Source organism: Halomonas sp. SCS19, from assembly GCF_040147015.1.
GTDB lineage: Bacteria > Pseudomonadota > Gammaproteobacteria > Pseudomonadales > Halomonadaceae > Halomonas > Halomonas litopenaei.
In genome coordinates this window covers 629,402-647,505 of record NZ_JAMSHN010000001.1, presented here as the reverse complement: position 1 = coordinate 647,505, position 18,104 = coordinate 629,402, and the positions used below count along the sequence as shown (strand labels likewise).

Annotated in this window: 12 protein-coding genes and 2 riboswitches; of the genes, 4 read left to right on the top strand and 8 right to left on the bottom strand. The window is 63.0% G+C overall.

The genetic code is table 11. The features are described from left to right. Positions 1-4: 4 nt before the first annotated feature. Both NFH97_RS02595 and NFH97_RS02590 read right to left on the bottom strand, forming a co-directional pair. A complete protein-coding gene (locus NFH97_RS02595) occupies positions 5-592 on the bottom strand; it encodes a TRAP transporter small permease (protein ID WP_108131568.1) in 588 nt (195 codons plus the stop codon). Further along, positions 592-1,824 (bottom strand): TRAP transporter substrate-binding protein, encoded by a 1,233-nt coding sequence (locus NFH97_RS02590; protein WP_197037057.1) that lies wholly within the window; start codon positions 1,822-1,824, stop codon positions 592-594. Before NFH97_RS02590 ends, NFH97_RS02595 begins: the two co-directional genes overlap by 1 nt. 223 nt (positions 1,825-2,047) lie before the next feature. Here NFH97_RS02590 and NFH97_RS02585 point away from each other — a divergent pair, with 223 nt between their 5' ends. Both NFH97_RS02585 and NFH97_RS02580 read left to right on the top strand, forming a co-directional pair. After that, positions 2,048-3,679, top strand: coding sequence for a GMC family oxidoreductase (locus NFH97_RS02585; protein ID WP_349624383.1), 1,632 nt, complete (start codon positions 2,048-2,050; stop codon positions 3,677-3,679). Between the two features lie 183 nt (positions 3,680-3,862). Further along, complete coding sequence (locus NFH97_RS02580) at positions 3,863-4,912, top strand: YeiH family protein (protein WP_253029110.1); 1,050 nt, start codon at positions 3,863-3,865, stop codon at positions 4,910-4,912. 93 nt (positions 4,913-5,005) lie between these two features. Here the strand turns inward: NFH97_RS02580 and pta are convergent, their stop codons facing one another. From pta to tenA, 4 genes are all read right to left on the bottom strand, one after another. After that, a complete protein-coding gene (gene pta, locus NFH97_RS02575; protein ID WP_349624382.1) occupies positions 5,006-7,168 on the bottom strand; it encodes a phosphate acetyltransferase in 2,163 nt (720 codons plus the stop codon). Then, entirely contained in the window at positions 7,165-8,379 is a 1,215-nt protein-coding gene (locus NFH97_RS02570; protein ID WP_349624381.1) for an acetate/propionate family kinase, read from the bottom strand. Before NFH97_RS02570 ends, pta begins: the two co-directional genes overlap by 4 nt. 284 nt (positions 8,380-8,663) lie before the next feature. Then, positions 8,664-10,616, bottom strand: coding sequence for a phosphomethylpyrimidine synthase ThiC (gene thiC, locus NFH97_RS02565; RefSeq protein ID WP_349624380.1), 1,953 nt, complete (start codon positions 10,614-10,616; stop codon positions 8,664-8,666). 77 nt (positions 10,617-10,693) lie between these two features. Beyond that, positions 10,694-10,828: riboswitch (TPP riboswitch) on the bottom strand. Positions 10,829-10,839: 11 nt separating this feature from the next. Then, positions 10,840-11,508, bottom strand: coding sequence for a thiaminase II (gene tenA, locus NFH97_RS02560; RefSeq protein WP_108449662.1), 669 nt, complete (start codon positions 11,506-11,508; stop codon positions 10,840-10,842). Between the two features lie 81 nt (positions 11,509-11,589). Next, a riboswitch (TPP riboswitch) is annotated at positions 11,590-11,743 on the bottom strand. Between the two features lie 761 nt (positions 11,744-12,504). Here tenA and NFH97_RS02555 point away from each other — a divergent pair. Beyond that, positions 12,505-13,443 carry a GSCFA domain-containing protein gene (locus NFH97_RS02555; protein ID WP_349624379.1) on the top strand — a complete coding sequence of 313 codons (939 nt, stop codon included), beginning with the start codon at positions 12,505-12,507 and terminating at the stop codon, positions 13,441-13,443. Between the two features lie 115 nt (positions 13,444-13,558). Continuing rightward, positions 13,559-14,263, top strand: coding sequence for a hypothetical protein (locus NFH97_RS02550; RefSeq protein WP_349624378.1), 705 nt, complete (start codon positions 13,559-13,561; stop codon positions 14,261-14,263). 199 nt (positions 14,264-14,462) lie between these two features. Here the strand turns inward: NFH97_RS02550 and mdoH are convergent, their stop codons facing one another. Next, complete coding sequence (gene mdoH / locus NFH97_RS02545; protein ID WP_222515397.1) at positions 14,463-16,364, bottom strand: glucans biosynthesis glucosyltransferase MdoH; 1,902 nt, start codon at positions 16,362-16,364, stop codon at positions 14,463-14,465. Continuing rightward, positions 16,364-17,950: an OpgD/OpgG family glucan biosynthesis protein gene (locus NFH97_RS02540; protein WP_349624377.1), complete on the bottom strand. Its 1,587-nt coding sequence runs from the start codon at positions 17,948-17,950 to the stop codon at positions 16,364-16,366. Before NFH97_RS02540 ends, mdoH begins: the two co-directional genes overlap by 1 nt. Positions 17,951-18,104 lie beyond the last annotated feature (154 nt).

Here is an 18,104-nt window from a genome sequence, read left to right as displayed (position 1 = left end):
TCTCCTAGTCCATGATGGACGGTTGCAGGTTGAACGGCTCGCGGCGCCGGAAGCGCGCGATGTCGCTGGCCAGGTTCTGCAGTACCCGGAAGATGATCAGGGCCCAGGCCAGCGGTGTGGCCAGGTAGAACCACCACTGCATCACGTTGTCGGTGCCCGGCACGATGGCGAAGTTCATGTGCGCCAGTTCCACCTGGGCAATGGTGAAGTGGATGACCAGGGCGCCGAAGCCGATCCACAGCACGGCGTCGAGTACCTGGCAGGCGAACTGACCGGCGTAGGGCAGGCGCATGCGGATCTCGTTGAGCGACAGGTGGGTACGCTGCTTGACGTTGAGCGAGGCGCCGAACCAGGTCAGCCACAGGAACAGCAGCACCGGAATGCTGGTGCTCCAGGGCGCCTGCAGGCTGAAGAAGAAGCGGCGGATGACCTCGACGAAGATGATGCCCGCCATGCCGCTGTAGGAGACCAGGATGATCACCTTCTCAAGATTGGCGTCGAGCCACTTGAGTGGCGAGAGCCAGGCGGGGGTCGGCCGATCGGCGACGTCGTTCGACGTCGCCTGGGCCGCGGTGGCCTTGTGATCGGTCATTACGCCCTCCACCAGCGCTTCGGCGCCACGTTGACCGCCGCCATCTCACGCGGGATCTCCCGGGCGATGGTGTGGATTTCCTTGTAGATGTCGACGTCGCCGGCCCAGGCATTGAGCCGCTCGCGCCACTGCTCCCAGGGCTCTGGGTTGAACTCCGGGGCGCATAGCTGCTCGGCCTGGGCACGGATCTCGTCGGACAGCGGGGCCACCCGCACGTTGTTCTCGGCGAACACGGTGCCGGCGGCGGGGTGTTCGGTGGCTCCGACGATCTGGTAGCGGCCGGCCTCGTTCATGCCCTGGGTGAAGATCTGGGCGGCGTAGGCCGACTCCATCACCTGATCCTGCAGCTCGGCATCCAGCGCCTCGAACTTCGACAGGTTCATGGCGGTGTGCTCGGTACCGGCGAAGAAGCGCAGGTCGACCGCCTGGGACACCACCGGCGCCATGCCGGCGTAGGCCACCGCGCTCATCCAGGTCTCGGCGCCGTCCAGCAGGCCCTGGCGCAGGCCGTCCAGGGTCTCTTCCCAGGCCACCGGGACCGGGTTGAGGCCAAGCTGTTCCATGGCGATGCGGCCAAGCTGGGTGCCGGTGACGCGGTTCTTGGTGCCCTGCAGCACCTCGAGGCTGTCCACCAGCGGCTTGTCGGCCCAGCTCTGGCCCATCATCAGCCCGCGCAGGTCGCAGTGGGTGAACAGGAACTGCAGGTTGTGGCGCTGGCGCATCGGCTCGCGCAAGAGGGCCTCGCTGCGAGGGTCGTAGAAGAAGTGAAACATCGAGGCGACGCTCGGGAACATGTAGGCGAAGTCCAGCACGTTCAGGTAGGGCGCGCCGCCGGCGGAATTCTGGGTCGAGGCCGAGAAGATGTCGACGATGCCCTGCTGGGCCTTGCTGACGCAATCGAGCTGGTTGCAGACCTCGTTGGAGCCCATGAACTCGACGCGGATGGCGCCGTTGGTGCGCTCCTCGACGTCACGCGCGAAGAACAGCTGCCCGGACTTCTGGATATCGAGATTGCGCTCGTTGAATCCCGAGGCGCCAAAGCGAAGCTGGAACTTGGGTTCGGTCTGATAGCGGCGTTGCTGCTCGGCGTCGGCGGCTCGGGCCAGGCTCGAGGCGGTGAGGCCAGCGCCCAGACCACTGGCGGCCAGCAGCGTGGAGGTCATGCCGAAGCGACCCGAGATATTCAGGAAGTCGCGGCGCGACACGTCTGATGAGAAGAGGCGTGAACTCATGGAAGGCTCCCAGTCTTGTGTTTGGTGTAGGGATGCAGGGGAGTGCCGGCGTTCGCGCTTGGCGATCGTCGCCTGGCTCCGGGCCCGACAAAGGGCCTTGACCACACCTTAGAAGTCTCTCGGGAATAGATCAATAAAATTGAGTTTTTTTGTCTCGATATTGATCTTTTGCGAAAACTATCTATAGTTAAATGAGACAAATTGTCTCGATTGAGTGAGCGACATGACAACCACAACACCACCGCCAGAGGCTTTCGACTACATCATCGTGGGGGCGGGCTCCGCCGGCTGCGTGCTGGCCAACCGCCTGAGCGAGGACCCCGAGGTGTCGGTACTGCTGCTCGAGGCCGGCGGGTCCGACTGGAATCCGTGGATCCACGTGCCCGTGGGCTACTTCAAGACCATGCACAATCCGGCCACCGACTGGTGCTACCTCACCGATCCCGACGAGGGCATCGACGGTCGCCGGCTGCAGTGGCCCAGGGGCAAGGTGCTGGGAGGGTCAAGCTCGCTCAATGGGCTTCTGTACATTCGCGGTCAGCGCGAGGACTACGACGTTTGGGCGCAGCTGGGCAACGACGGCTGGGACTATGACTCGGTGCTGCCCTACTTCAAGAAGTCGGAGTGCCAGGAGCGGGGCGCCGATGACTACCACGGTGCCGATGGCCCCTTGAAGGTCTCGGATCTGCGCCTGCGCCGCGAGATCGCCGAACGCTTCATCGAGGCGGCCAAGGCCTCGGGGATTCCCGAGAACCGCGACGTCAACGGGGCCAGGCAAGAAGGCGTGGGCTACTTCCAGCAGACCTCCTACAAGGGCTTTCGCTGCTCGACCGCCAAGGCGTTTCTGCGTCCGGCGCTCAAGCGCCCCAATCTCACCCTGGTCAAGCGAGCCCACTGTCAGCGGCTGCTGCTGGAGGGCAAGCGCGTGGTCGGGGTCGAGTACCGCCAGGGGCAGAGCACCCATCGGGCAAGCGCGAGGCTCGAGGTGCTGCTGTCCAGCGGCGCCATCGGCTCGCCGCAGATCCTGCAGTGCTCCGGCATCGGGGACCCCGACCACCTGGCCGAGGTCGGCGTCGACTGCCACCACGCACTACCGGGCGTCGGCGAGAACCTGCAGGACCATCTGCAGATCCGGCTGGTGTTCAAGACCTCCTGTCGCACCCTCAACGACGAGGTGCGTCATCCGCTAAGAAAGCTGGCGGTGGGGACCCAGTACGCCCTGACTCGCACCGGCCCGCTGACCCTGGCGGCCAGTCAGGTGTGCATCTTCACCCAGTCGCGGGAGGGCCTGGATCGCCCGGATATCCAGTTCCACATGCAGCCGCTGTCGGCGGACAAGCCGGCCGAAGGGGTGCATCCGTTCTCGGCCTTCACCTCCTCGGTGTGCCAGTTGCGTCCGACCAGCCGGGGGCGTATTCGCATCACCAGCGCCGACCCCGCCGTCTATCCCTCGATCCAGCCCAACTACCTGAGCACCGAAGAAGACTGTCGCGTGGCGGTGGACGCCATCAAGGTGGCGCGACGCATCGCCGAGCAGGCACCGCTTGCCGAGGTGATCACCGATGAATACGTGCCGGGGCGGGAGTATCAGAGCGACGAGCAATTGCTCGAGGCTGCCCGGCGCTACAGTCAGACCATCTACCACCCGGCGGGCACCTGCAAGATGGGCCACGACGACCTGGCGGTGGTCGATGACCGACTGCGGGTGCACGGCCTCGAGGGACTGAGGGTGGTGGACGCCTCGATCATGCCGATCATCGTCTCGGGCAACACCAACGCCCCGACCATCATGATCGCCGAACGCGCGGCGGACATGATCAAGGCCGATCGCCGTGCCCAGGCGCGCGTCGCTTGACGTGCAGCGCTGGAATCTCGACAGCGGATCGATGCCATCGGGGCCTGGCCTTACTCGAGGCCGCGCTCTGGCCCTAACGTCGCGGTAGCGGGCTGGGCCAGGATCAAATCAATAGCGCGTCATCGGCTGACCCGCTGAGCGCGACCCCTGATACGCGAACAACGAATAAACGAGAGGACGCCCATGTCCCAGCCAACGACACACGCCAAGCCCGAGACGCCCGTGACCGGATGGCGTCGCCATCTGGAGCCCGCCCGGGAGCGCATGCCGGGGGTGCTGATCTGCATCACCATTGCCCTGGCCACCACCTTTATCGCCGATCACTACGGTGGCCCGACCTTGTTGTACGCACTGCTGTTCGGCATGACCCTGCACTTTCTCAGCGAGCAGGGCCCGTGCCTGGTGGGGGTGGAGTTTGCCGCCCGCACCATCCTCAGGCTGGGTGTTGCCCTGCTGGGGGTGCGCATCACCCTGGAGCAGGTGGCGGAACTCGGTATCGGTCCGGTGGTGACGGTGGTCGCCGGGGTGGTGCTGACCATTCTGGCGGGAAGCGTGCTGGCGCGACTGCTGGGGCTGAAAAATGACCTGGGGCTTCTGACCGGCGGGTCGGTGGCGATCTGCGGCGCCTCGGCGGCGCTGGCGCTGTCTGCGGCGATGCCGCGCAACGAGATCGCCGAGCGCAATACCATCCTGACCGTGGTTGGCGTGACGACGCTGTCCACCGCCGCCATGGTGCTCTACCCGCTGCTGGTCGGCGCGCTGGAACTGACCGACACCCAGGCCGGCATCTTTCTTGGTGGCACCATCCATGACGTCGCCCAGGTGGTCGGTGCCGGCTATATGATCTCCGACGAGACCGGCGATATCTCAACCTTCGTCAAGCTGTTGCGGGTCGCCATGCTGGTGCCGGCGGTGATGGTGTTCATGCTGCTGTTTCGCCGCGCCCGTGGCGGTGAAGGTGGCAAGGTGCCGATGTTCCCGAGCTTCCTGGTGGCCTTCGTGGTGCTGGTGCTGATCAACAGCCTTGGCGTGATCCCCCAGGTGATGGTCGAGGGCATGACCGACCTGTCGCGCTGGTGCCTGGTCACCGCCATCGCCGCACTCGGTATCAAGACCTCCTTCCAGAAGCTCGCCGTGGTTGGCTGGAAGCCCGTCATCCTGATGGTCGCCGAGACCGTCTTCCTGCTTGGGCTGGTGCTGGTGTGCCTGTATACCGGCATCGCCGAGTGGTAGCGAGCGGTCCCGGGCCAAAGCCCACACAAATGCCAAGGCCCCGGTTCTCCGGGGCCTTGGCATTTCTGACGGTCTGTGGCGCTGTGTTGGTCGTTACTGACCGGCCTGGATCGCGGTCAGCGCAATCGTATAGACGATATCCTCCACCAGGGCGCCCCGGGACAGGTCGTTGACCGGCTTGTTGAGGCCTTGAAGCATGGGGCCGATGCTGACCACCCGAGCGCTGCGCTGGACCGCCTTGTAGGTGGTGTTGCCGGTGTTCAGGTCCGGGAACACGAACACCGTGGCGCGGCCGGCCACCGGTGACTCCGGTGCCTTCTGCCGGGCCACGCTGGCGATGGCCGCAGCGTCGTACTGCAGCGGGCCGTCGATGGCCAGGTGCGGCGCCCGTTGCCTTGCGATGCGGGTCGCCTCGCGGACCTTGTCGACGTCGGCGCCACTGCCGGACTCGCCGGTGGAGTAGCTGATCATGGCGACTCGCGGCTCGATGCCGAAGGCCTCGGCGCTGGTGGCGCTCTGCAGGGCGATCTCTGCCAGCGCCTCGGCGTCGGGGTCAGGGTTGACCGCGCAGTCACCGTAGACCACCACCTGGTCGGGCAGCAGCATGAAGAACACTGACGACACCTGGCCGTAGCCGGGGGCGGTCTTGATCAGCTGAAAGGCCGGGCGCACGGTGTTGGCGGTGGTATGCACGGCGCCGGAGACCAGGCCATCGACCTCGCCTTCGGCGAGCATCATGGTACCCAGCACCACGCTGTCATGAAGCTGGGCCTCGGCGGTCAGCGGGGTCAGCTTGCCACGCCGGCGCTCGACCATGGGGGCGACAAAGCGACCACGCTCGGCGTCCGGGTCGAGGATCTGGAGGTCATCGGGCAGTTCAAGGCCACGCGCCTTGGCCACCTCGAGGATGGCGCGACGCTTGCCCAGCAGCACGCAGTTGGCGATGCCACGACGCTGGCACAGGATGGCCGCTTCCAGGGTGCGTGGCTCGTCGCCTTCGGGCAGCACGATTCGCCGACGCTTGTGCTGGGCCATGCTGACCAGTTGATGGCGGAAGGCCGCCGGTGACAGGCGACGCTGGGCGTCGTCGTGAATCAGTGCCAGCAGCCAGTCACGATCCAGGTGATCGGCGACGAAGGCGCAGATGGCCTCGGCGCGCTCGTGATCATCCACCGGGATGCCGCCGGACATCTCGGTAAGCCGGGCCACGGTGGCGTAGCTGTCGGTGTCCACCGAGAGTACCGGCAGCCCCGAGGCCAGCGCCGGGCGACAGACGTCGATCAGCTGCTGGCTGGGTGACTCGCCGTGGGTCAGCAGGAGGCCCGCCAGGGGCACGCCATTCATGGTGGCCAGGGCCGCCGCCAGCAGGGTGTCGTCGCGGTCCCCGGGGGACACGATCAGCTCGCCGGGACGCAGGGCGTAGAGCAGGTGCTCGGCGCTGCGGGCCCCCAGCGTCGAGTGGGCGACGCGGCGGCGATCGGCCTCGCCGTGGTGCAGGATCCTGGCATCGAGGGCACGGGCCACGTCTACCACACGCGGTGCGGTCAGGGAGGCCCGGTAGGGCACCGCCGCGACCACCGGCAGGGTCAGATCGGCGCCGGTGGCGAGCTGCTGCTGCCAGTGCTGGCGATGGGCGCGGGCCTCGACCTCGCTGACCGAGGCCAGGGTCTGGTCGATGGCCGAGCCGTCGCCGTCCCCCGGCAGTCGCATCAGCATGGCACCCAGGGTACGCACCGAACCCACCGCGTCGATGCTCTGGCGATGGAACTGCAACTGCTTGGCCAGCTCCTGGGGATCGGCGATCTGTCCATCGGCGACCAGTACCACCTGGGCGTCGAGGGCACTGGCCAGGCGCACGTTGAGGTCGAAGGCGTAGGCGTTTCGCGGCAGTGGGCGAACGCCCTCCACCACGATCAGCGCCGGTGCCTTGCCGGTGGCAGGGCGGGCGACGCGGGCGTGGCGCTCCACGGCGAGTTCCAGCAGACCATCGCGATCGTCGCGGCCGAGATACTGCTCCAGTGTCTGGCGCGAGATCGGACGCGGCGAACCTATGCCCAGGGTGCTGGCCACCAGCGAGCGGGCGCGTTCGTCGTTGTCACTTGCCTGCTCGCCACCTTCGGACTGGCTGAAGGGCTGCAGAAAACCCGCGTCCAGCCCCAGCGTATCCAGCGCACGAAGCAGGCCGAGGCCGGCGGAGGTGAGGGCGACGCCGTCGTCGATGGGGATCAGCAGCAGCGTGCGGGACTGGGTGCTCACTGAACCTCCTCGAGCCTTGGCGTGGACGTCAGGCTCGCGATCAATTCCCGGGTCTGGCTGGCGATATAGCCTTCTTCGTCGGTGGGGATGACGCGGATCTCCGGCGCCGAGCTGGTGCCTCGGTCGTGGATCTGGCCTTCCTCGCCACGCGGGAGGCTCTCGTTGGCGTCAGCGTCCAGGCGTACACCGAGGGCCTCCAGGTGGCCCAGGGTCCGGGCGCGCACCAGGGCAGAGTTTTCGCCGATGCCGCCGGTGAAGGCGATGCCGTCGATCCGGGGCAGGGCACAGGCCAGGCCCGCCAGGGACTTGGCCAGGCGGTAGCAGAACACCTCGATGGCCAGGCTCGCGCCGGCGTGACCTTCACTGGCGGCCTGTTCGAGCTCACGCATGTCGTTGGTCAGCTCGGACAGCCCCAGCAGTCCGCTCTTCTGGTTGAGCAACTGATCGACGCCCTCCAGCGACATGCCCAGCTGGCGCGCCAGGTGCAGGTGCAGGCCGGGGTCGACGTCACCGCTGCGGGTGCCCATCACCAGGCCTTCCAGCGGGGTCATGCCCATGCTGGTGTCCAGGCTTCTGCCGGCCCATACCGCAGTGGCGGAGCAGCCATTGCCCAGGTGGGCGATCAGCCAGCCGCCTTCACCACGGGCGCTGACTTCTGTCAGGCGTCCGGTCACGTAGGCATGGCTCGAGCCGTGGAAGCCGTAGCGACGGATGCCGTGTCGGCTGTAGAGCTCTTCGGGGATGGCGTAGCGGTAGGCGTGGGGCGGCAGGGTCTGGTGAAACGCGGTATCGAACACCGCCACCTGAGGCAGATCCTCGAACAGCCGGCGCGTGGCGACGATACCGTCGAGGTTGGCCGGATTGTGCAAGGGAGCCAGGCTGATGGTCTGGCGAATGGTGCGCACCACGGCGTCGTCGAGCAGGGTGGCGGCGGTGAAGCGCTCGCCGCCGTGTACCACCCGGTGGCCGATACCGATGGGCCGGTGGACGTCAAGGTGCTCGAGAATCGTCTTGAGCGCCAGGGCGTGGGTCGCTCGGGGAAGCGAGACCTCGCGGGTGCTGCCGTGTTCGTCTACAAGCTTGAGGCGAGCCTCGTGGCTACCCAGGCGCTCGGCGATACCGGACAGTCGGGGAGCGTCGGGGGCCTGATCGACCAGCGCGAACTTGATCGAAGAGGAGCCGCAGTTGATCACCAGAATCGGGGCTTTCATGCCATCTCCAGAAAAGACGCCTTGGTGAGGCGAGAATGCGTGGGATGGCGGCGAATCTAGCACCGCCCCGGGGCGCGAATAACTGGCCTGGGGAGGTAGTCGAACGGCTTTGCTGGTGGATCCAACGAAGCCGTGATGAGCGTCAAGTGCATGAATCTTTGGATTAGACTTTTGTCTAACTTTGTGCGGCGGAACTGGAACCGGGCGTACAAGACGTGCATCCCCGGGCAGTCGAACGCTGCCCGGGGATGCGCCGGGGAATGGCTTGTCTCAGACCTCCTTGTTCAGACCTCCTTGTAGAGCTCCGCACCCTGTTCACGGAAGACCCGGGCGCGCTCTTCCATGCCGGCCATGACGGCGTCGCCGTCACCCTCCAGGCCGTTGTCGCGGGCGTAGTCGCGGACCTCCTGGCTGATCTTCATGGAACAGAACTTGGGGCCGCACATGGAGCAGAAGTGGGCCACCTTGGCGGAGTCCTTGGGCAGCGTCTCGTCGTGATAGGCGCGGGCGGTGTCAGGGTCGAGGCCCAGGTTGAACTGGTCCTCCCAGCGGAACTCGAAACGCGCCTTGGACAGGGCGTTGTCGCGGCGCTGGGCGCCGGGATGCCCCTTGGCCAGGTCGGCGGCGTGGGCGGCAATCTTGTAGGTGATGATGCCGGTCTTGACGTCGTCCTTGTCGGGCAGGCCCAGGTGCTCCTTGGGGGTGACGTAGCACAGCATGGCGCAGCCGTACCAGCCGATCATCGCCGCTCCGATGCCCGAGGTGATGTGGTCGTAGCCCGGGGCGATATCGGTCACCAGCGGCCCAAGGGTATAGAAGGGCGCCTCGTCGCAGTACTCGAGCTGCTTGTCCATGTTCTCCTTGACCAGGTGCATGGGCACGTGGCCGGGGCCTTCGATCATCACCTGGACGTCGTGCTTCCAGGCGATATGGGTCAGCTCACCCAGGGTCTTGAGCTCCGCCATCTGGGCCTCGTCGTTGGCGTCGGCCACCGAGCCCGGGCGCAGGCCATCGCCCAGCGAGAAGGCCACGTCGTACTGCTTGCAGATCTCGCAGATTTCCTCGAAGTGGGTGTAGAGGAAGCTTTCCTGGTGATGGTAAAGGCACCACTTGGCCATGATCGAGCCACCGCGGGAGACGATGCCGGTGACCCGGTTGGCGGTCAGCGGTACGTAGCGCAGCAGCACGCCTGCGTGGATGGTGAAGTAGTCCACGCCCTGTTCGGCCTGCTCGATCAGGGTGTCGCGGAACACCTCCCAGGTGAGGTCCTCGGCCACGCCCTTGACCTTCTCCAGCGCCTGATAGAGCGGCACCGTGCCGATCGGTACCGGCGAGTTGCGGATGATCCACTCGCGGGTTTCGTGGATGTTCTGGCCAGTGGACAGATCCATGATGGTATCGGCGCCCCAGCGGATGCCCCAGGTCATCTTCTCGACCTCTTGCTCGATGGAGGAGGTCACCGCCGAGTTGCCCAGATTGCCATTGATCTTCACCAGGAAGTTGCGCCCGATGATCATCGGCTCGGCTTCCGGGTGGTTGATGTTGGCGGGGATGATGGCGCGCCCGGCGGCGACTTCCTGGCGCACGAACTCGGGGGTGATCTCCTCTGGCAGACGGGCGCCGAAGCCCTGCCCGGGATGCTGGTGGCCAAGGATGCGCTCGACCTCGTCGCTGCCTCGATAGCCATCGGCCAGGGCCTGGCGGCGCTGATTCTCGCGGATGGCGATGAACTCCATCTCCGGGGTGATGATGCCGCGGCGGGCATAGTGCAGCTGGGTGACATTGCCGGCGCTGCCGTCGGCGCCACGACGTGCGCGGCGCGGCGTTCGGGTCAGTTCGAAACGCAGCGGGGCGAGCGTCGGGTCGTTGGCACGTCGGCGACCGTAGTCCGAGGTCGGGCCATCGAGCCATTCGGTGTCGTCGCGCTCCTCGATCCAGGGCCGGCGCAACTCGGCAAGCCCGCGACGCAGGTCGACCTCGACCTGGGGATCGGTGTAGGGGCCGGAGGTGTCGTAGACCAAGAGCGGCGGATTGGCCTCGTCGGCCCCGGAGGTGCGGGTCGCCGACAGCGAAATCTCGCGAAACGGCACCCGCAGGTCGTCGCGGGAGCCCTTTACATAGACCTTGCGCGAACCCGGCAGGGGCGTAACTGCGGCCTGGTCGACCTGGGCGGTCTCGGCCAGGAAGTGCGCGCTATGGCGAGTTTTGTTGGCGGAAACGGGTTGATCGAGCGGCATTGGCTTGTCCTTCTCACGGCACTGGGTGCTGGCGTTGTTGTGTGCATCGCGTGAGGAAGGAGGGGGCGTCGTGGCCTGGGCCGTGAGCGCTTGATCCCTACGCTGGTCCTCACCGCGATGCCATGGCATCGGGGTTACCCCCAGATCAGGTTCAACGGGTCCCATGCGCTGCATGATCTCAGCCGCCTCTGGCGGCCCCCCGTCAAGCGTGGTGCTGATTGTGTTAGTCGCTTAGATCGAGTCCCATCTGCCAGAAGTCGATCTCGAGTCGTGTTGCGTCGGCGAAGATCCGTGACAGTCGCGCAAAGCGCTCGCCGGATACCTGGCCAAGCTGATCATCGAGCCAGGCCTGCTCCTGGCGTGCGGCGGCCTGGAAGTCGTCGCTTTCGTACATGGCGATCCAGGCGTCGAAGGGGTTGTCGGCACCGCGCAGGGTGTCCGAACGGGCGTTGAGGTTTCGTGCGATATCGGCGTAGCCGACCATGCAGGGGGCCAGCGCCACGTGCAGGTCCAAGAGGTCGCCGCGGCTGCCGGCGTCCAGCACGTAGCGGGTATAGGCCAGGGTGGCGCGGGCTTCGGGCAGCTCGGCGAGTTCGGCCTCGCCGATGCCCCAGTCGCGGCAGAAGGCGAGATGCAGGCCGAGTTCCACGTCGAGGATGGTCTTCATGCCGTCGAAGGCGCCGCGCAGCTCGTCGAGGCTGTGGCTCTTGTAGGCCGCCAGGGCGTAGGCCCGGGAGAACTGCAGCAGAAACAGATAGTCCTGCTTCAGATAGTGACGGAAGCTGGCGTCGGCCAGTTCACCACGGCCAAGGGCGAGCACGAAGTCGTGTTCGATGTAGGCGTGCCAGTCATCGCGGCAGGCGTCGACAAGATCGGTAAAGCGGTAGCCCATGTTGCCTCCGGTTGGTGCGGATCCGGAGGGCGGCGGCCAAGGACACGGCGACGAGAAAGGAGGGAGGTGCGCGCGCAGGGGCAGACACCACCGCCTGATTCCCTACGCCGGTTCAAGGTGTGAAGCCACACCGCACCCGGATCAGGTTCCACGGGATCGGCGCTGGCGGCCGGTGATTCGTCACCCTGGCCCTGCGCCATCTCAGCCGGATTCACCGGCACCCCGTCAAGCGAGTCTGAATCGAGTCTAGCATGACCTCGAAGGGAGTCCACCTCGGCTTGGCAAGAACCGATCCCGATCAGTAGATACGCCGCTGGGGGGAGGAGGTTCCCACGATATCGCGAGAGTGCAACTGCCCAGATATCTGGAGAAGTTTCCGCATGGTTGAGAATGCATTTTATCCGATTGAGGAAATGTGGCGAAGTAGAGTCCTGATTGATCAATTCGACAAAGTTTCGACGATTTTGTTGTTGTTTAAAGGGGTATTTTCGTGGTTTTTCTTGGATGTTCTCTGGATTGTATTTGCGTGTTTTGCGGCTGCCTGATAGAGAAGATGTGAGAGAATCTAGAGTGAAAAAAGTACGTTTTTTTATCGATATTCTGACATTCGTTGTGCGCTTGACGACTCCTTTGTGAAGAAGGGAAGAAAGTGAAAGGTGTGTTGGTCCCGTTTTATTGGAAGCATTGGTTCGCCGAGTTTTCATGGAAGCTAAAAATGCTTGCTTTGTTCTCTTTTGAACCCCCCATGGGTCAGGGAAATGGTGCATGGGAAAGGTTTTATGAAGGGTTCCGGGGCCGTTGTCAGTGCTCGTTTCTCAACACAATAGACAAATATTTCGCCTATCTTTTTTTATGCAAATATTTTAGAAAGGAAGACGAGATGCCAGTGTTGGCGTAAACATTCCTATTCGTCGTGGCAATGGGTGATTTAAGATAGACGTTATCAATTTTGTTCGTTCGCGACCGATATTATATCTTATATTTGAGGTGAGTAAGATGAATCCATATTCGACACTTCCAGACCGTGCCTTCTGGAAAAAAGCTGTATCCGAAAAGTCAATTTTTGACATATCCAATTTGTGGTCTCCAAAGTTCAAGATCACAAAGGATAGTAAAGTGGTTACCTTCGGTTCCTGCTTTGCGCAACATATTGGAAATGCTCTTGATAGCAGAGGGTTCAACTGGGTCTCGACAGAAACTCCACCCAAGGGGCTCTCGCAGGAAAATGCAAAAAAATACAATTACAATATTTTTTCGGCAAGAACCGGGAATATATACACCACCTCATTGTTGAAGCAGTGGGTAGAGTGGGCAACAGGGATAAAAGAGCCGCCCGAGGAGATTTGGGAAAAGGACGGACGGTTCTATGATCCCTTTCGCCCCGTGGTGGAACCGGAGGGTTTCTGTAGTAAAGAAGAGTTAATGCTCTCTCGAGAGGAGACAATAAAAGCATTTAGGGAATGCATCGTCTCATCAGACTTCTTTGTCTTCACCCTAGGGTTGACTGAAAGCTGGTTCAATTCGGAATACGGCTACGAGTATCCGATGTGTCCCGGGACTTCAGCAGGGACCTACCTGAAAGGTATCCATGCGTTCAAGAATCAGATGTATCCCTCTGTGATGAATGATCTGCGAGATGCCATAGAAATAATGCGTCATGAGAATCCTGCGCTACGCCTTATATTGACAGTTTCCCCTGTTCCTTTGGTAGCGACAAACTCCAGGAACAACGTGATCGTCGCTACAATGGAATCCAAGTCAGTGTTGCGTGCCGTGGCTGGGCAGATTTCTAGAGGTTGTAATTATGTGGATTATTTTCCTTCGTATGAAATAATCAACAGCCCGGTTTTCAAGGGGGTGTTTTTCGAACCCAATCAACGAAGTGTTAACCCCCACGGTGTCGATTTTGTGATGAATCATTTTTTTCTTCTCTGAGGACAAAGTTTGGCGCTGAGATTTTCGGAAAACAAAACAAGAGGGTAGGTAACGTAAAGAAAATTAATGATCTGGTTTGCGAAGAAGAGATCTTCGACGCCTTTGGAGGTAAGGAATGAAGAAAAATATTTGTGTGCTGGGCAATAGCCACGTTGGTGCTTTGAAAAGAGCCTGGGACCTGATGCCAGAGTGGCATCAAGAATATAATCTTGTCTTCTTTACCGCTAGAAGTAATGGCTTGGGTGGACTGATTCTCATCGATAATAAACTGGTTCCAAAAACAGATAGATTAAAGAGAACCATCACCTATACATCGGGTGGCAAGAGTGAGATTGATATCGTTGAATATGATCTATTCTTGATTTACGGACTTCAGATGGAAGTTTTTTTTGTCGAACCTGGCAAATTTTTTTCATCAGCAGTAATAAATCAAACCGTGCTGGATAGTGTCAAGGGTACGACGTCCTGGAAGATCATGGAAATGATCAGGAGCGTGACCAACAAAAAGATATATGTTGGACATAATCCCCTGCCTATTCAGAAGAAAGGTGATGATAGAAGTTATCCTCCGGAAAGCTACCTGTCCGGAATAAAGTTGATGAACGATGAAGTATATGATAAATGCAATGCCGAGTTGATCGCTCAGCCTGCTGATACCATCGTCAACGGATGTTTTACGGAGCGGGAGCTCTCGAAGGGAAGTAAAAGATTGCCTGTAGGGGATGCCATGGATGAGGAAGCGCATCCAGACCATGATATCAGGCATATGAACGAAGAGTTCGGGAAAAAGTGGCTATCCTGCTTTTTAAGTAGAGATTGACAAAGGGTTTTCCTGGCGGATGTGTGTTATTCGGAGCTGGAGAACGCTCTTTGTAGAGCAAAGTGTTACCACCAGACAGCGGCAAACAGATGAATCATGGATCACGCCACTATGCTTGACGTGTAGTAGTCCGCTGGGATTCCCCCTCCGGATGATGCAAAAGGAGGGGGAGGACACAACGCTGTGCCACGGCACCGGCTCAGTCGACGGGCTTCTCGCCGGAGACTTCCGGCGCCGATTCCGTGCCGTGCTCGCGAAAGGACTGCACCGGCATCTCGCGGGGGATTTCCCGTGGCGGCTCAGCCGGGGTCGCCGGCGGCGGTGGTGCCTCGGCGACGCGAAGCTCGCCTACCACCGCCGGGGGGCGGGTCTCGCTCGGGACCAGCAACAGGCCGGCGCGCCTCAGGGCCCGGCCGATGCTCAGGCTGGAGCTCCAGCGGACCAGCGGGGCGGCCATCACCAGGCCGAGCCACACCGGCGTCAGCCAGATGAAGAAGCTCGGGGTGAAGGCCCAGGTCACCAGCGCCCACAAGGCGCCGATCAGTGACCATAGCCAGGTGTGGCGAAAGGCTTCCTTCCAGGGCAGGGCGCGGCCCTCGCGGGACTGTGGATCCCAGGCCACGGTGCGGCCGCTCAGTACCTGAATCACGAAACGACTGTGGAACACCATCATCAGCGGCGCGATGAGCATGGCAAACAGCGTCTCGAGCAGCATGCTGGCGACGAGCCGGGCCCGTCCGCCATAGGCCTGCGGGTTCTGGATCAGCCCCAGCACCAGCCCCAGTACCTTGGGCATCAGCAGCATGCCCAGGGTGCCGATCAGCAGCGGCATGATCAGGTTGGGTGGGGCGATCGGCCAGTCGGGAAACAGCTGCGAACTCGAGGTGAAGAAGTTGGTCGGCACCAGCGCCCGGATCAGGGCGTCGATGGTGCTGATCACCAGGATCGCCAGCCACACCAGCGACGACAGGTAGGCGAGGGCACCGAAGAAGAAGTGCAGACGGCTGAGCACGTGCAGTCCGCGCCCGCCGAGCAGGCGCATATGCTGCAGATTGCCCTGGACCCAGCGCCGGTCGCGTTTGGCGTAGTCGAGGATATGGCTCGGCATTTCTTCGAAGCTGCCGCCCAGGTCGGTGCGCATGCGCACCTGCCAGCCGGCACGGCGCAGCAGCGCCGCCTCGACGAAGTCGTGGCTCAGGATATCGCCACCCAGCGGTGGCTTGCCGGGCAGCTCCGGCAGGCCACAGGCATCGGTGAAGGCGTCCACGCGAATGATGGCGTTGTGGCCGAAGTAGTTGGCCGCGGTGGCGTGCCAGAAGCTCAGACCGCTGGCCAGCATCGGCGAGTAGAGCGCGGCGGCGAACTGGTTGGCGCGGCCGAACAGGCTGTCCTGGCGCACCGGAATCGGCACCGTCTGCAACAGGCCAAGGCGCGGGTTGGCCATCATCTCGTCGATCAGCTCGATGACGGTCGTGCCGCTCATCAGGCTGTCGGCGTCGATCACCAGCATGTAGTCGTAGTGGCTGCCCCAGCGGGTGCAGAAGTCGCCCAGATTGCCTGCCTTGCGCCCGACGTTACTGTCACGGTGGCGGTAGTGCAGTTGGCAGTGGCCTTCCAGGCGCTTCTGCAGCTCGGCCATGGCGGCCTTTTCCTCGGCTACCACCTCGTCGTCGGTGCTGTCGCTGAGCACGAAGGCTTCCACCTCGATGCCTTGCGGCAGGTCATCCAGATCCTTGCAGGTGGCCTCGAGTCCGGCGGCGACTCGCAGCACGTCCTCGTTGTGGATCGGCATCACCAGGGCGGTGCGGGAGTGGGAGCCTTCGGGCCGCATGGGATAGGAATGGCGCGGCTTCAGGCTCAACGGGTCACGCCCGGTCAGGTTGAGCACGAAGCCGATCAGCGCGCTCCAGAAGGCCATAGTGATCCAGCCGAAGGTGATCGCGAACAGGCCGATGATCGCCATCTCGAGCGGACTGATGCCCTCCACGTAGAGGATCCTGAACATGGTCCAGACCCCCAGCGCCGTGGTGGCGGCAATGGCCAGGCCGACGCCAAGACGTCGCAGGCGTGGCCAGGGTACCTCGGGAGTATGGGCGTTCATCAGGGGCTCCAGATGCTGTTCCAGGTTTCGCTCAGGCGCTCGCCACGAAGCATGAGGGTCAGGCGGATATCAGCGGGCTGGTCGCCGTCGGGCAGCAGCGTGAAGCTGGCGCGCCAGGTGTCGTCGTCGGGCAGCGGTGTGACCTTGGCCTCGGCGGTCTCGCCGCTGGAGGTGGTCAGGGTCATCTCGACCGGTTGGCTGGCATCGAGTCCCTCGAGCTCACCGCCGCGGAAGTCGATGATGAACTGGCGCAGGCGCTCGTCAGGGGGATCGCTCTGTCCCGGCACACCGCCCCAGCCCTGGCGCGAACGCACCACACGAGCCAGCGGTTCGGCCGTGGGGGTGTCGCCGAAGGTCCAGGTACGATAGCGGTAGGTGCGGGAGTCGCCGGCCATCAGCGGGTTGGCGGGTACCCAGTAGGCGGTGATGTTGTCGTGGGCCTCGCTGTCGGTGGGGATCTCCACCAGCTCGACATGGCCTTCACCCCACTCGCCCTGGGGTTCGACCCATTGACTGGGGCGACGCTCGTAGCGGGCCTCCATGTCCAGGTAGGCGTTGAAGTGCTGGGGCCGCTGGACCAGGCCATAGCCCTTGGGCGAGGTGTCCTGCAGCCCGGAAATCTGGAGGCTTTCGGGGTTTTCCAGCACGCGCCAGGTCCACTCGCCGGTGCTGGTGGCCATCAGCAGGCCGCTGGAGTCATGTACCCGGATGCGGTAGTCGTCCTCCTGGCGGCGATCCATCTCGCCATGCAGGAACATGCTGGTCAGCGGTGCGACGCCGAGCTTCTCGACGTCTTCCCTGGCAAACAGGCGGGCCTCGGTGTCGACCTGGGTGCGCTTGCCCGGGGCGATGTCGAAGCGGTAGGCGCCGGCCAGAGACGGGCTGTCCAGCAGCGCCAGCACGGTCATGTGGGTATCGCCGGGCTGCGGCTTGACCAGCCAGTATTCACGAAAGGCAGGAAACTCCTCGCCCTGGGGCAGGGCGGTGTCGATGGCCAGGCCACGGGCCGACAGGCCGTAGCCCTGGTCGCGGCCGACCAGGCGGAAGTAGGACGCGCCCAGAAATACCGCGAACTCATCCTTGTAGTCGGCGCGGTTGAGCGGGTAGTGCAGGCGAAAGCCGGCATAGCCGAGCCCACTCAGGTCGAGCTCGGCGAGGTCGGCGGCATCGTCGTCGTAGCGAAAGCGCTCAGGCTCGAAGGGCAGCGAGCGTACCTCGCCATCCTCCAGCAGGTGGATATCCACCGGCTGGTCATATAGAAAGCCTGGGTGGAAGAGCTCCACCTCGAAATCGCCATCATCCTTCCACAGTGCCCGCTCATCGCGGTAGCGAATCTGTCGGTAGCGATCGTAGTCCATCTCGGTTAATGCCTCGGGCAGCTCGGCCGAGGCCTCTTCATAGGGGGACGCGGCCAGTTCCTTGGCCCGGTTCGTGACCTGTTCGAACAGCGCGCCGGTCTCGACGGCCATGGCCGGCGTCGTCAATGCGGCGCTGGTGATGACGCCGACGAAGGCGAGCGCCAGGTTGCGCGAGCCCGGTCGCCGCCGTGCAAGGGTGTGTCGTGCTAGAGATGTTGCCGTGTCCAAGTGCGCTCTCCTTGCGAGCGGACGAACGCCCGGTGGCTCGGGTTCGCCCGCTGGGGGTGTAGGGGATCCTTCTGCCGTTCACATCGATGGCATGTTCTATGCGACTTTCTATGTCGCTTTCTATGCCAAATCGAGCCAGCCTTTAATCTAGCCT

What these genes read in the sequence shown, in the direction of transcription:
- mdoH (WP_222515397.1), bottom strand. Translation starts at nt 16,364, where the DNA reads ATGAACGCCCATACTCCCGAGGTACCCTGGCCACGCCTGCGACGTCTT.
- tenA (WP_108449662.1), bottom strand. Translation starts at nt 11,508, where the DNA reads ATGGGCTACCGCTTTACCGATCTTGTCGACGCCTGCCGCGATGACTGG.
- NFH97_RS02595 (WP_108131568.1), bottom strand. Translation starts at nt 592, where the DNA reads ATGACCGATCACAAGGCCACCGCGGCCCAGGCGACGTCGAACGACGTC.
- NFH97_RS02570 (WP_349624381.1), bottom strand. Translation starts at nt 8,379, where the DNA reads ATGAAAGCCCCGATTCTGGTGATCAACTGCGGCTCCTCTTCGATCAAG.
- NFH97_RS02580 (WP_253029110.1), top strand. Translation starts at nt 3,863, where the DNA reads ATGTCCCAGCCAACGACACACGCCAAGCCCGAGACGCCCGTGACCGGA.
- NFH97_RS02550 (WP_349624378.1), top strand. Translation starts at nt 13,559, where the DNA reads ATGAAGAAAAATATTTGTGTGCTGGGCAATAGCCACGTTGGTGCTTTG.
- NFH97_RS02590 (WP_197037057.1), bottom strand. Translation starts at nt 1,824, where the DNA reads ATGAGTTCACGCCTCTTCTCATCAGACGTGTCGCGCCGCGACTTCCTG.
- NFH97_RS02585 (WP_349624383.1), top strand. Translation starts at nt 2,048, where the DNA reads ATGACAACCACAACACCACCGCCAGAGGCTTTCGACTACATCATCGTG.
- thiC (WP_349624380.1), bottom strand. Translation starts at nt 10,616, where the DNA reads ATGCCGCTCGATCAACCCGTTTCCGCCAACAAAACTCGCCATAGCGCG.
- NFH97_RS02555 (WP_349624379.1), top strand. Translation starts at nt 12,505, where the DNA reads ATGAATCCATATTCGACACTTCCAGACCGTGCCTTCTGGAAAAAAGCT.